This window comes from Microbacterium sp. CFH 31415 (genome assembly GCF_022538185.1).
Lineage (GTDB): Bacteria > Actinomycetota > Actinomycetes > Actinomycetales > Microbacteriaceae > Microbacterium.
Window position 1 is genome coordinate 1 of record NZ_JAKYXC010000001.1, and the last position, 12,633, is coordinate 12,633.

Here is a 12,633-nt window from a genome sequence, read left to right on the forward strand (position 1 = left end):
CGAACCCGGAAGCTAAGCCTCTCAGCGCCGATGGTACTGCAGGGGGGACCCTGTGGGAGAGTAGGACACCGCCGGACTTCCATTACCGAAATGGCCACCCAACGCAGGGTGGCCATTTCGCGTTAACCGTCGCCTCCGGAGTGCAGATACTGCTGCCCGCGCGACGGAACGCATCAACGACGGCATCGGTAGACTCGGGGGATGCCGGCGCTCGATCTCACCGCGACCTCTGCCGACCTCACCCGCACGATCTGCGACATCCCGAGCGTCTCGGGTGACGAGACCACGCTGGCTGACCTCATCTTCGCGGAGGTGTCCGCACTCCCTCATCTCGAGGTCTATCGCGACGGCGACACGATCGTGGCGCGCACCACGCAGGGCAGAGCTCAGCGGGTCGCGATCGCCGGTCACATCGACACCGTGCCGATCAACGGCAACGTGCCGACGCGTGACATCGAGATCGACGGCGAGCCATTCATCTGGGGTCGCGGCACCGTCGACATGAAGGGCGGTGTCGCCGTCCAGCTCAAGCTCGCGGCCGAGCTGGTCGCGCCTCGAGTGGACATCACCTGGATGTGGTACGACCACGAGGAGGTCGACGCCGACCTCAACGGCCTCACCCGACTCGCCCGGACGCGCCCAGATCTGTTCGCGGCCGACTTCGCGATCCTCGGCGAGCCGTCCAACGGCGAGGTCGAGGGCGGCTGCAACGGCAACCTCCGCGCCATCGTGCGGACCCACGGTGTCCGCTCCCACAGCGCGCGGGCCTGGATCGGCCAGAACGCCATCCACAGCGCCGCCCCGGTGCTCGCCCGCCTCGCCGAGTACCGTCCGCGTGACGTGCCGGTGGAGGGACTCGTCTACCGCGAGGGCCTCAACGCCGTCCGCATCAGCGGCGGGGTCGCGGGCAACGTGATCCCGGATCTGTGCGAGATCGAGGTCAACTACCGCTTCGCACCGAGTCGCGACGCCGCCGAGGCGGAGCAGCACATGCGCGACGTGTTCGCCGGGTTCGACGTCGAGATCGTCGATCTGGCCGTCGGCGCGCGACCGGGACTCGATGCACCGCTCGCGCAGGAGTTCGTCGCCGCAGTCGGGGCCGAACCGCGCCCGAAGTACGGCTGGACCGATGTCGCGCGTTTCAGCGCACTGGGCGTGCCGGCGGTCAACTACGGTCCGGGCGACCCCCACCTCGCGCACCACGACGAGGAGCGCGTGCCCGTCGGCCAGATCGACGCGGTGGAGCGGGGCCTGCGCGCGTGGCTGAGCGGCAGCTGACCTCCGCGGTCCACCCGCGCCTGAGCGCGGGACGCGCGGCGGTCCGGGTCGGTGCGATCTACTTCGTGGCTCGCGTGGTGACGACGGGGTTCCTGCTGCTCGCTGCGGAGCTCTCGGGCTTCGACTCGCGATTCGGTCCGGACCCGACGCTCGCCGATTTCGTTCTGGGCTGGGACGCGCAGTGGTACTGGCTCGTCGCCGTAGGGGGCTACCCCACCGAGCTCCCGCTCACGGACTCCGGAGCGGTGGCCGAGAACGCCTGGGCTTTCATGCCCATCTATCCGCAGCTGGCGAAGATCGTCGCGCTGCCGTTCGGCACCTTCGCGGCAGGCGCGTTCGTCGTCTCGTTGGTGGCTGGGTACGCGGCATCCCTCGTCCTCTTCCACCTGCTGCGCAGCCGGATCGACGACACCGCGGCGCTGTGGGCGGTCACGTTCTTCGCTGCCGGCCCGCTCGCCGCGCTCTTCCAGGTGGGCTACGCCGAGGCGCTGTACCTGCTCTGGCTCTTCCTCGCCCTGTGGTGCGTGATGCGTCGCCGCTACGTGTGGCTGTACGGGCTTATCCCGGTGATGGGATTCACCCGCCCCGGCGTGCTGGCGTTCGCTCTGTTCCTCGGCCTCTTCGGCATCTGGCGCTGGTTCACGCGTCGCCGGGAGCCGTTGCCCGCCCGAGAGATCGTGAACATCGTCGCCCTCGGCCTCCTCGCCGTCCTCGTCGGGTTCGCGTGGCAGGTCGTCGCGGGACTCCTCACCGGTGACAGCGGCGCGTACCTCGCGACGGAGCTCGCATGGCGGCGCAACTGGATTCCGGGGGAGGCGGCGTTCTTCCCGTTCGAGGGATTCCTCACCGCGACCGCCTTCTGGTTCGACACCGTGTGGCACCTGCCCATCGCGCTCGGCTACGTCGTGGTCGGGGCAGCCGTCCTCGCCATCGGGGCCGTTCTCCTGTTCGTGCCGCAGGTCAAGCGACTCGGCGTCGAGGTGCGGCTGTGGAGCGCGAGCTACGTCGTGTACCTCCTGCTGGTCTTCTTCCCGCAGTCGAGCCTGTTCCGCCTGCTCGTCCCGCTGTCGCCGCTGTGGGGGGCGGTCGCCGTGCCGCGTTCGAACATCTGGCGAGTCGGCGTGCTCGTCGCCTGCCTCGTCGGGCAGTGGTGGTGGATCTACAACATGTACGCGCTCGGGAATGTGATCTGGCAGGTGCCGTGAAGTATTGCGGTATGGGACTCCATGTCCACAAGTGTCGCGCGAGCGTCGCAGGGTCACGATAAACTTGATGTGCAGACCATCGATGAAAGGGAGCCGCAATGGCAGCCATGAAGCCGAGAACCGGAGACGGGCCAATGGAGGCCGTGAAGGAGGGTCGCCTCATCATCGTGCGCGTGCCGCTCGAAGGTGGCGGTCGTCTCGTCGTCTCCGTCAACGACGCTGAGGCCAAGGAGCTCTACGACGTTCTGGGCGGAGTCGTCAGCCCCGCCTGAGTCACACTCGTTCCACGGAACGGCCGGTCTTCGGACCGGCCGTTTTCGCGTCCGCGGACGACGCGGCTCAGTCGGTCGGAACGGTGGTCAGCTGCAGGAGCCCCTCACCGACGATCGACAGTGCGCCGATGACAGCGGGCGACGCCTGCGTCTCCTGGATGAGCGATCGGTACGCGGTCGTCACGGGATCACGGCGCACCGGGTCGGCGACCGCGCCGCCGGCCATCACCCGCGGAACGAGCACCGTGCCTCCCGCGCGCACCAGCCGCAGGCCGTGCTCGACGTACTCGATGACTCCCTCGGGGTCGGCGTCGACGAGCACGATGTCGTACGAGGCCTCGTTCATCCGGGGGAGGACTTCGGCGGCGCGCCCCGTGATGAAGCGCGCCCGCGCCGGCGGGATCTTCGCGTCGGCGAACGCCTGGCGTGCAGCGCCGAGGTGCTCCGGCTCCTTGTCGATCGTCGTCAGCGTGGCCCGAGGCGAGCCGCGCAGCAGCCACAGACCCGAGACGCCGGCACCGGTGCCGATCTCGACGATGTTGAGGGCTTGGGATGCTGCGGCGATGAGGGCGCACTGAGCGCCGACGGGGGCGCTGATCGGCGCGGCACCGAGCTCGAGCGCGTGGGCACGCGCCCTCGCGATGTGGTCCGGCTCGACCGTCGCCTCGGCGGCGAATCGCTGATTCGCGTTCTGCTCTCCCATCGACATCCTCCGCGGAAAGCCTACGGGGAACGCGTGCGCTCACGGCTCAGGCGCGGCGGTAACCTGATCTCATGTTCTTCGGCCTCACGATCGAGAAGCTGCTGCTGATCGGCCTCGTCGCCGCGCTCATCGTCGGTCCCGAACGGCTTCCCCGGTACGCGGAGTCGCTCGGCAGCTTCACCCGTCGCGCACGGGACTGGCTCTCGACGGCGCGCACCCGCGTGCGCGACGAGATGGGGGAGGACTTCGACGACGTCGACTGGCGTACGCTCGACCCGCGGCAGTACGACCCGCGGCGGATCATCCGGGAAGCGCTGCTCGACGACGCGCCGGTTCCCACGGTGCGGGCTGCTCAGGCCGGTGCTGCCGTCGCGTCCACGGGGACCCCGCCGCCGCCCCCCGTGCGCTCGCCCTTCCGCGGACCGGAGGACGGGCCGACGCCGTACGACACCGAGGCGACCTGACAAGTCCCGATCACTGCGGACGCAGCGGCAGCGAACGACCCGCGAGACCCCGCGGCTCGACCAGGAGAGCCTGCGCGATGCGCCCGATCTCGCGCGCCGCCGCATCCTCGGGGTGGGCGAGGACGGCCGGGATGCCGGCGTCCGCGTCCCCTCGCAGAACGGGACTGAGGGGCACCGAGCCCATCAACGGCACCTCCGCCCCTTCGCGCGACAAGGCTGACGCGACCGCCGTCCCGCCGCCGGATCCGAAGAGGTCGAGCGTCGTGCCGTCGGGCAAGGTCATGGCGGCCATGTTCTCGACGACGCCGACCACCCGCTGACCGGTCTGGCGGGCGACGAGTCCGCTGCGCACGGCGACGTCGGACGCAGCCGCCTGGGGCGTGGTCACCACCAGCACATCGGCGTTCGGCAGCAGCTGACCGACGGAGATCGCGACGTCGCCCGTGCCGGGCGGCATGTCGAGCAGCAGCACGTCGAGATCGCCGAAATACACGTCGGTGAGGAACTGCTGCACGGTGCGGTGCAGCATGGGTCCGCGCCACGCCACCGCGCCGAGCGGCTCGGTGCCGGGCCCGCGGCGCAGGAACATGCCGATCGAGATGACCTTCACTCCGTGGGCGACCGGCGGAAGCATGAGGTCGTCGATGCGCGTCGGCTGCGGCACCGCGCCGTCGGGTCCGACGAGGCCGAGCTGCCCGGGGATGGAGAAGCCGTGCACATCGGCGTCGATCAGCCCGACGGCCAGCCCGCGGGCGGCCAGCGCGACGGCGAGGTTGGCGGTGACGGTCGACTTGCCCACGCCGCCCTTGCCGCTCGTCACGGCGATCACCCGGGTGAGGGTGCCGGGACCGAAGGGCATCTCGCGGGTGCGGCCGCCGCGCAGTCGCTCGGTGAGCCCCTGGCGCTCCTGAGGCGTCATCACCCCCACGTCGAGCGCGACCTCCGAGATTCCGGGAACGGATGCCGCGGCCCGGCGCACATCGGCCGCGATGCGCTCGGCGGCGGGGCAGCCGACGATCGTGAGCACGATGGCGACTTCGGCGATTCCGCCGTTGACGGCGATGTCGCGCACCATGTCGAGCTCGCCGATGGGCCGACGCAGTTCGGGATCGAGCACGGCGTCGACCGCCCGGCGGACGGCGTCCGCGGTGGGTTCGCTCATCAGCCGGTGCCGTCCGGCGTGTCGTCGCGCAGCTCGATCTTCTCGAGGAGCGCACGCAGCTCGGCGCGGAGCACCTCGCGCGTGACGACCTCGTCGGAGAAGTCGGTCACCGCCATGCGCAGCGCTACCACCTCGCGGGCCAGGTATTCGGTGTCGGCGAGGTTGCGCTCGGCGCGCTGGCGGTCCTGCTCGATCTGCACGCGGTCGCGGTCGTCCTGGCGGTTCTGCGCGAGGAGGATGAGCGGTGCGGCGTACGAGGCCTGCAACGAGAGGATCAGCGTGAGCAGGGTGAAGTTCTGCGCGCGCGGATCGAACTGCAGCGGGACGGGCGCGAAGGTGTTCCACGCGAGCCACACGACGACGAAGACCGTCATGCCGATGAGGAAACCCGAGGTGCCCATGCCCCGGGCGAATGCCTCGGAGAAACGGCCGAACCGGTCCTGCGACGGCTGCGGCGTGCGCTGCAGCATCCCGGAGCGGCCGCGCGGTGCGTCGAGCGCCACCTGGCGCGCCTGCCGGCGCGCCATCACGAGCGCCTCGGAATCGTCGCGGTCGAGACGGGGACCGCCGGTGGCGCCTCGCCGTGCGAGCGCCAGTCGTCGGGCAGCAGGTAGTCGAGCACGTCGTCGATGCTGACGGCGCCGACGAGCCGGTGCGCCTGGTCGACGACCGGCACCGACACGAGGTTGTAGCTCGCGAGGAGACGGGCGACCTCGGCGGCCGATGCCGAGGCCGGCAGCGGATCGAGCGTGTCGTCGATGATGGCGCCGAGCCGCTCGTGCGGCGGATAGCGCAGCATCCGCTGGAAGTGCACGGTGCCCAGCAGCCGACCTGTCGGCGTCTCGTACGGCGGGAGGGTGACGAAGACGGCGGCGGCCAAGGCGGGGTGCAGCTCGTGCCGGCGGATGAGGGCGAGGGCCTCGGCGACGGTCGCGTCGGCGGACAGCACGATGGGCTCGCTGGTCATGAGACCGCCCGCGGTGTCGGGGCCGTACTTCAGCAGCGCGCGCACGTCTTCGGCCTCTTCGGGCTCCATGAGCTCGAGCAGCTCTTCGGACCGCGATTCCGGCAGCTGGCCCAGCAGGTCGGCCGCGTCATCCGGCTCCATAGCATCGAGGATGTCGGCCGCGCGCTCATCGCCGAGCGCCTCGAGGATGTGGACCTGCTCCTCTTCGGGCATCTCTTCGAGCGCGTCGGCGAGTCGGTCGTCTGGCAGCTCCTCGGCGACCTCGATGAGCCGCTCGTCGGGAAGGTCGAGCAGGGTGTTGGCGAGGTCGGCCGGCTTGAGGTCGGAGTAGGTCGCCACGAGCTGCTCGGCCGACTGAGCCTCGCCGGGGTTCTGCTGCTCGCGCACGTCCTGCCACGACGCGAAGGTCGTCGGACCCTTGGCGAACGGCGACGCGCTCGTTCGCGGCCGGCGCAGGAAGAGCTGACCGATGTCCCATTCGCCGAGACGGTTGCGCTCGATCGCGACGTCTTCGATGACCGCGGTGCCCGAGCCGTCGTTGAGGTACACCTTGCGCCCGAGGAGCTCGGCCATCACACGCACCTCGCCGCCGCGCTGCTGGAACCGCCGCACGTTGATGAGACCGGTCGTGATGACCTGCCCGGTGGCGATCGACGTGACGCGGCCGATCGAGACGAACACGTGACGACGGCCCGGGATCTCGACCACCAGCCCGATCACCCGCGGCGGATCGTCCTTGCGGTATATGACCACGACGTCGCGCACCCGCCCGAGGCGGTCGCCTGCGGGGTCGAAGACGGAGCACCCGGACAGGCGCGCCACGAATACCCTCTGCGTGCTCACGCGTTCCAGCGTAGTCCGGACACCGTGGGAGGATGGGGAGATGACCATGATGGGCGGACGCTTTCCCCAGGGGTCTGAGGAGGTCGGTCAGACCGTCGCCAGCTTCCCCACGTACGACGCCGCGCAGAAGGCCGTGTCGTCACTCATCGCCGGCGAGGTGCCCGCCCGTGACATCGCGATCGTGGGGCAGGGCCTGCGCTCCATCGAGAAGGTGACCGGACGGCTCGGCTACGCCTCCGCCGCCCGCTCCGGCGCGATCAACGGACTGCTGCTCGGCCTGCTCTTCTCCGCCATCCTCGTGATCGGCTCGCCCACGGTGCCGATCCAGGCCTTCGTCGGTGTGCTGTTCGTCGGCATCGCGATCGGCATGCTCCTGAGCATCATCACCTACTCGTTCGTGCGCCGTCGTCGCGACTACGCGTCGGTGATGCAGGTGGTCGCGGACCACTACGAGGTCACCGTCGCGGCGACCAGCATCCACCGCGCCCGCCAGGTGCTCGGCCCGCAGGCCGCGCCCGACCCGCCCGCGCAGAGCTCGACGCCGCCGGTGGTCCTTGGGGCGCCCGAAGGCGACCCCGAACCGCCGCGCTACGGCGAGCGTGTGTCGCCGGCGTCGACCGCTGCGGCGGACGACGGTCCGGCGGGGGCCGCCCCCGCTGCTCCCGCTGCTCCCGCTGCTCCCGCTGCGCCTCGTGAGCCCTCGGAAGGCGAGGCCGCCGGGTCCGAGGCGGGCTCCGACCGCTGATGGCGACGGTCGAGACCGACCTGCGCATCGCGGTCGAGCTCCCCAGCGGCCAGGTCGAGGTGTCGGCCCTGCTCGGTCGCCCCGACGACGCGTGGGCGCTGCTCGGCATCGCGCACGGCGCCGGCGCCGGGATGCGGCATCCGTTCCTCACCGGACTTGCGCATGCGCTCCACGACAACGGCGTCGCAACCCTGCGGTTCACCTTCCCCTACCTCGAAGCAGGACGACGGATGCCGGGCCCGGCCGCCCACGCCGTCACGACGTGGGCCGCGGTCGAGGCGGCGGCGACGGAGCACGCCCCGGACCTGCCGCTCTGGGCGGCGGGCAAGTCGTACGGCGGACGCATGGCCTCGATGGCGGCGGCGGAGGGGCGCATCGCCCCGCGCGGCCTCATCTACCTGGGCTACCCGCTGCACCCGCCCGGCGACCCCGGCAAGGCGCGCACCGCGCACCTTCCCGACGTCACGCCGCCGCAGCTCTTCCTCGAAGGCACGAACGACCCGTTCATCCAGCCCGTCGAGCAGCTCGAACAGGCGGTCGCGTCGTGCCAGGATGCCGAGATCCTCTGGATCGACGGGGGCGGGCACTCGTTCGAGATCAAGGGCCGCAAGCGCCCGGCCGACGAGGTCGGCGCCGAACTGGCCCCGGCCGTCGCTCACTGGATGCGTCGTCGGTCGGAGTAGCGTCAGCGCCCGGCCGCGTATCCCTGCATGCCGCGCGGGTTCGCCGCCGCCCACAGGACGCCGGTCGCGGCATCCCTCCCCACCGCAGAGACACGGCCCAGCGACCAGTCGCCTGCGCGGGTCACGGCATGCCCCCGGCGCTCGAGGCCCGCGATGACCGACTCGCCCAGACGGTCTTCGACGACGGCGCCCGCGGGCGTCCAGGTGCGCGGCCAGAACGACTCCGGCATCGCCGTCGTGTGCAGCGACGGTGCGTCGATCGCCTCCTGCGGCGAGTAGCCGCCGACGATCATGCGCAGCAGAGCCAGCAGCTGCCACTGGTCCTGCTGATCGCCGCCGGGTGAGCCGATCGCGAACTCGGGTGCGCCGTCGCGCAGCACGAGTGTCGGCGTGAGTGTCGTGCGAGGACGGCGTCCGGGGACGAGGGAGGACGGATGCCCCGGCTCGAGCCAGGTCATCTGAAGGCGGGTGCCGAGGCAGAACCCCAGGCCGGGAATGGCCGGAGACGACTGCAGCCAGCCGCCCGACGGCGTCGCCGACACGATGTTGCCCCAGCGGTCGATGACGTCGAGGTGGCACGTATCGCCGCGGGTCTCGCCCGTCTTCGCGACGGTGGGCTCACCGGTCCCGACGCCCGTCGCGTCGTACGACGTGCGCAGCGGCGGGCGGAAGCCGGAGCGCCCGCCGAGCGCGCCGGGCCGGAACTCCGTCGAGGCCGACGAGACGATCAGCGAGCGCCGCTCGTCCAGGTAGTCGGGGGAGAGGAGGGCGTCGAGCTCGACGTCGGCGTCGCCGAACCACGCGTCGCGGTCGGCGAGCGCGAGCTTCTGCGCTTCCAGGATCGTGTGGGCGCCGGGTTCCTGCGACGGGTCGAGCAAGTCGTCGTCGAGTGGTTCGAGCAGCGCGAGGGTCTGCAGGAGCGCGGGGCCCTGCGTCCAGACGCCGGCTTTCACGATCGTGTGCCCGCGGAAGTCCCGGGTGACCGCGGGCTCGTACCCGGCGTCGAACGCCGCGAAGTCGTCGGCCGTGATGACGCCGGCGTGGACTCCGCCCGCCGAGTGACGGTGCGGATCGGCGGCGAACGCCGCGGCCTCCTGCGCGACCTGCCCGGTCTTCCACTCGTGGCGGGCGGCATCGATGCGCGCAGCGCGGCCGACCGGCCCGTCATCGCGCACCGTGCAGGAGGCATGCACGAGCCCGTCGAGCACGTCGCCGTACGCCGGATTCCGCACGACGTCGCCGGGCGCCGGCGGCGCACCGCCGGGCATCCACAGGTCGCGCGAGGTCGTCCAGTCCTCGACGAAGAGCTCCGCGACGCGGGCGATGGTCGCAGCGGCCTGCCGCACGATCGGATGACCGTCGCGCGCGTAGCCGATCGCGTACGACAGCACGTCGCCGAGCTCCCACGTGCCGTGGTCGCGCAGGAGCAGCAGCCACGCGTCCACCGCGCCCGGCACTGCCGCGGCCAGGGCGCCGGAGCCGGGGACGAGATCGAGTCCCTCGGCGCGGTAGTGCTCGATCGTGGCGCCGGCGGGCGCCGGTCCCTGGCCCATCAGGACCGTCGGGGACACGGCATCCGCCGTCTGGAAGATCCCGACGAGGTCGCCGCCGGGTCCGTTCAGATGCGGCTCGACGACGTGAAGCACGAACGCGGCCGCGACCGCCGCGTCGAACGCATTGCCGCCGCGCTCGAGCACCGACTGCGCGGTCGCGGTCGCGAGCCAGTGCGTCGAGGCGGACATGCCGAACGTGCCCGACAGGGTCGGGCGCGTGGTGAACGCGGGCGGCGGGGTGTAGGCCACGCTCAGGCGGAGAGTCGCGCGATCCAGGCCTCGACCTCGTCGGCGGTGCGCGGGATGTCGGCGGAGAGGTTGACCGGCCCGTCGGCGGTCATGAGGATGTCGTCCTCGATCCGCACGCCGATGCCGCGGTACTCCTCGGGCACCGTGACGTCGTCGATCTGGAAGTAGAGGCCGGGCTCGATCGTGAAGACCATGCCGGGCTCGAGGAGGCCGTCGTAGTACATGTCGCGCCGCGCCTGCGCGCAGTCGTGCACGTCGATGCCGAGGTGGTGGCTCGTGCCGTGAACCATGTAACGGCGGTGGTGGCCGCCGCTGTCGGCGTCGAGCGCCTCCTCGGCCGTCACCGGCAGCAGACCCCACTCGGCCACGCGGGTCGCGATGACCTGCATCGCCGCTTCGTGCACGGTGCGGAACTTCACGCCCGGCCTCGCCGCCGCGAACGCGGCGTCGGCGGCCTCGCGGACCGTCTCGTAGATGCGGCGCTGGATGTCGGTGAACGTGCCGCTGACCGGGAGCGTGCGCGTGATGTCGGCGGTGTAGAGGCTGTCCACCTCGGCGCCGGCGTCGATCAGGATGAGGTCACCCGGAACGACGGCGCCGTCGTTGCGCGTCCAGTGCAGATAGCACGCGTGCGGGCCGGCCGCCGCGATGGTGTCGTACCCGACCGCGTTGCCGTCGCTGCGGGCGCGCTGGTGGAAGACGCCCTCGACGATGCGCTCGCCGCGGGGATGGGCGACGATCGCCGGGATGTTGGCGACGATGTCGTCGAATCCGCGGGCGGTGACCTCGACGGCGAGCTTCATCTGCGCCACCTCGTACTCGTCCTTGACCAGGCGCAGCTCCGACACGAAGCGGGTGAGGTCCTCGTCCTCGTCGAGCTGGAGCTCGCCGTCGCGAGACGCGAACTCGTCGATGTGGGCGGTCGCGACGCCCAGGTCGGCGGCGACACCCGCCAGGGGGGGACGCGGGCCGATCCAGAACTCGCCGATCGAGGCATCCGAGTAGAACTCCGCCGTCGTGCGGTCGGCGCGCTCACGGAAGTACAGGGTCACGTCGTGACCGCCGCTCTCGCGCGGCTCGAACACGAGCACTGAGCCGGGCTCGGCGTCGGCAGCCCAGCCGGTGAGATGCGAGAACGCAGAGTGCGCACGGAACGGATAGTCGGTGTCGTTGCTGCGCTGCTTGAGCTCGCCCGCCGGGATGATGAGGCGCTTGCCCGGGAACGCCGCCGACACCGCGTCGCGCCGGGCGGCCGTGTACGCCGTCTGCTCGCGGGCCGGCGGCATCGAGTCGGGCCGCTCCGCCCATCCCTCGGAGATGGTGTCGAGGAAGCCCTGGCCGTAGGGCTGACGCCGGTTCGTGTTCGTCGAGGCGGGGGTCTCGGCGTCCGTCTGCGCGATCGTGTCGCTGTCGCCTGTGGTGGTCATGGCTCCAGTCTGTCACGCGACCGCCGCGCGACGGAGGGCTCAGTCCACAGGCTCCAGCTGCACGATGAGGGGGCGGTGGTCCGATCCGGAGCCGTCCATCGAGCGCAGCACGAGCGAGCCGGTGGCCTCCCAGTGAGCAGAGGTCATGACGTGGTCGATGGGCGTGCCGAGCACCGACGGCATCTCCGCCGACCATGTCCCGATGGCGCCGTTCCCCGTCGCGATCGCGGCGTCGTCGCACAGGCCCAGCGTGCGGTCGTCCACTCCGAGGGCCGACATATGGTCTACGGTCGCGTTGAAGTCGCCGGCCATGATGACGTTGGCCTCGGCGCACTGGTCGGCGAGCCACTGCAGGTCGTCGCGCCAGTCCTGCATGTAGCTGGGGCGCGGCGCGACGGCGTGCGCAGCGACGACGATAGGCCCTTTGCCGTCCGTGGGCATCGCCACGGCGCTCGGCACCGTCGACGTGTTGCTCGTGCCGTCGATCGACGACTCGATGACGGCGTAGTCGCCGAGCTCGGGGGAGATGAGCAGCGTCGTGGAGCCGGCATCCCACTCGGTCGAGGGGTCTTCGGCGTGGTGCGCCCACATCCGGTGCCCGAGCTCGCGCATCGCGATGGCGACCTGCTCGCCCGTCTCGATGGTCGTCTCGGGGAGCGCGACGATGTCGGCGTCCATCGCGACGGCGATCTTCGCGATCGTATCGGGCGGGGTCGCTGGTCCGGCCGTGTTCCACGTCATCACGCGGATCGCCGTGTCGGTCTTGGCAGGCAGGGCCTCGGTGCCCATGCCGCCCCTGCCCATCAGGATGACCCCGTTCGCGACGGCCGCCACACCGACGACGACCGCGATCGACAGTGAGAACGCACGGATCGGCCGCACGATGGCGATCAGCAGGGCGAGGACGGCGATCAGCGCGAACGCGAGCGCGAGGAGCCCGCGGAACGACACGATCTGGGCCACCGGGTAGAAGCGCTCCACGCGGAAGAACCCGGGCCACGTCAGCACGGCCGCCGTGATCGCGCAGAGCACGGTCACGAGGATCCCGAACAGGCGAAGCACGTCGGCGACTCTATGCGAGC

The 12,633-nt window shown here is 71.2% G+C and carries 13 protein-coding genes and 1 rRNA gene; 7 read left to right on the forward strand and 7 right to left on the reverse strand.

The window, feature by feature from the left end; genetic code table 11:
- The 4 genes from rrf to MK786_RS00020 all read left to right on the forward strand — a co-directional run.
- Positions 1-77: ribosomal RNA gene (gene rrf, locus MK786_RS00005) — 5S ribosomal RNA — on the forward strand; the annotation flags it as partial.
- A 124-nt stretch (positions 78-201) separates the two neighbouring features.
- Positions 202-1,278 (forward strand): succinyl-diaminopimelate desuccinylase, encoded by a 1,077-nt coding sequence (gene dapE / locus MK786_RS00010; protein ID WP_241110223.1) that lies wholly within the window; start codon positions 202-204, stop codon positions 1,276-1,278.
- Entirely contained in the window at positions 1,260-2,483 is a 1,224-nt protein-coding gene (locus tag MK786_RS00015; RefSeq protein WP_241110224.1) for a hypothetical protein, read from the forward strand. The genes dapE and MK786_RS00015 overlap by 19 nt, the downstream gene beginning before the upstream one ends.
- Positions 2,484-2,581: 98 nt before the next feature.
- The gene (locus MK786_RS00020; RefSeq protein WP_127474371.1) at positions 2,582-2,755 is read left to right on the forward strand and encodes a DUF3117 domain-containing protein; all 174 of its coding nucleotides are present in this window, start codon (positions 2,582-2,584) and stop codon (positions 2,753-2,755) included.
- A gap of 67 nt (positions 2,756-2,822) precedes the next feature.
- Here MK786_RS00020 and MK786_RS00025 read toward each other — a convergent pair whose 3' ends face one another.
- The gene (locus MK786_RS00025; RefSeq protein WP_241110225.1) at positions 2,823-3,458 is read right to left on the reverse strand and encodes an O-methyltransferase; all 636 of its coding nucleotides are present in this window, start codon (positions 3,456-3,458) and stop codon (positions 2,823-2,825) included.
- Between the two features lie 71 nt (positions 3,459-3,529).
- Here MK786_RS00025 and MK786_RS00030 point away from each other — a divergent pair, with 71 nt between their 5' ends.
- The gene (locus MK786_RS00030) at positions 3,530-3,922 is read left to right on the forward strand and encodes a twin-arginine translocase TatA/TatE family subunit (protein WP_191766629.1); all 393 of its coding nucleotides are present in this window, start codon (positions 3,530-3,532) and stop codon (positions 3,920-3,922) included.
- 10 nt (positions 3,923-3,932) lie between these two features.
- Here the strand turns inward: MK786_RS00030 and MK786_RS00035 are convergent, their stop codons facing one another.
- The 3 genes from MK786_RS00035 to MK786_RS00045 are packed head-to-tail and all read right to left on the reverse strand — an operon-like array spanning position 3,933 to position 6,894.
- On the reverse strand, positions 3,933-5,084 hold the full coding sequence (locus MK786_RS00035; protein WP_241110226.1) for an Mrp/NBP35 family ATP-binding protein: 1,152 nt from the start codon (positions 5,082-5,084) through the stop codon (positions 3,933-3,935).
- Positions 5,084-5,611 carry a DUF1003 domain-containing protein gene (locus MK786_RS00040; protein ID WP_241110227.1) on the reverse strand — a complete coding sequence of 176 codons (528 nt, stop codon included), beginning with the start codon at positions 5,609-5,611 and terminating at the stop codon, positions 5,084-5,086. The genes MK786_RS00035 and MK786_RS00040 overlap by 1 nt, the downstream gene beginning before the upstream one ends.
- Entirely contained in the window at positions 5,611-6,894 is a 1,284-nt protein-coding gene (locus MK786_RS00045; RefSeq protein ID WP_241110228.1) for a magnesium transporter MgtE N-terminal domain-containing protein, read from the reverse strand. The genes MK786_RS00040 and MK786_RS00045 overlap by 1 nt, the downstream gene beginning before the upstream one ends.
- 40 nt (positions 6,895-6,934) lie before the next feature.
- Here MK786_RS00045 and MK786_RS00050 point away from each other — a divergent pair, with 40 nt between their 5' ends.
- Together MK786_RS00050 and MK786_RS00055 are read left to right on the forward strand one after the other, a co-directional pair.
- Complete coding sequence (locus tag MK786_RS00050) at positions 6,935-7,639, forward strand: general stress protein (RefSeq protein ID WP_241110229.1); 705 nt, start codon at positions 6,935-6,937, stop codon at positions 7,637-7,639.
- Positions 7,639-8,322 carry an alpha/beta family hydrolase gene (locus tag MK786_RS00055; RefSeq protein ID WP_241110230.1) on the forward strand — a complete coding sequence of 228 codons (684 nt, stop codon included), beginning with the start codon at positions 7,639-7,641 and terminating at the stop codon, positions 8,320-8,322. Before MK786_RS00050 ends, MK786_RS00055 begins: the two co-directional genes overlap by 1 nt.
- 2 nt (positions 8,323-8,324) lie before the next feature.
- Here MK786_RS00055 and MK786_RS00060 read toward each other — a convergent pair whose 3' ends face one another.
- From MK786_RS00060 to MK786_RS00070, 3 genes are read right to left on the reverse strand one after another with little or no spacing between them, the layout of a single operon-like run.
- Entirely contained in the window at positions 8,325-10,124 is a 1,800-nt protein-coding gene (locus MK786_RS00060; protein WP_241110231.1) for a gamma-glutamyltransferase family protein, read from the reverse strand.
- A gap of 2 nt (positions 10,125-10,126) precedes the next feature.
- On the reverse strand, positions 10,127-11,551 hold the full coding sequence (locus MK786_RS00065) for an aminopeptidase P family protein (RefSeq protein WP_241110232.1): 1,425 nt from the start codon (positions 11,549-11,551) through the stop codon (positions 10,127-10,129).
- 39 nt (positions 11,552-11,590) lie between these two features.
- Entirely contained in the window at positions 11,591-12,613 is a 1,023-nt protein-coding gene (locus MK786_RS00070) for an endonuclease/exonuclease/phosphatase family protein (RefSeq protein ID WP_241110233.1), read from the reverse strand.
- Positions 12,614-12,633: the final 20 nt, after the last annotated feature.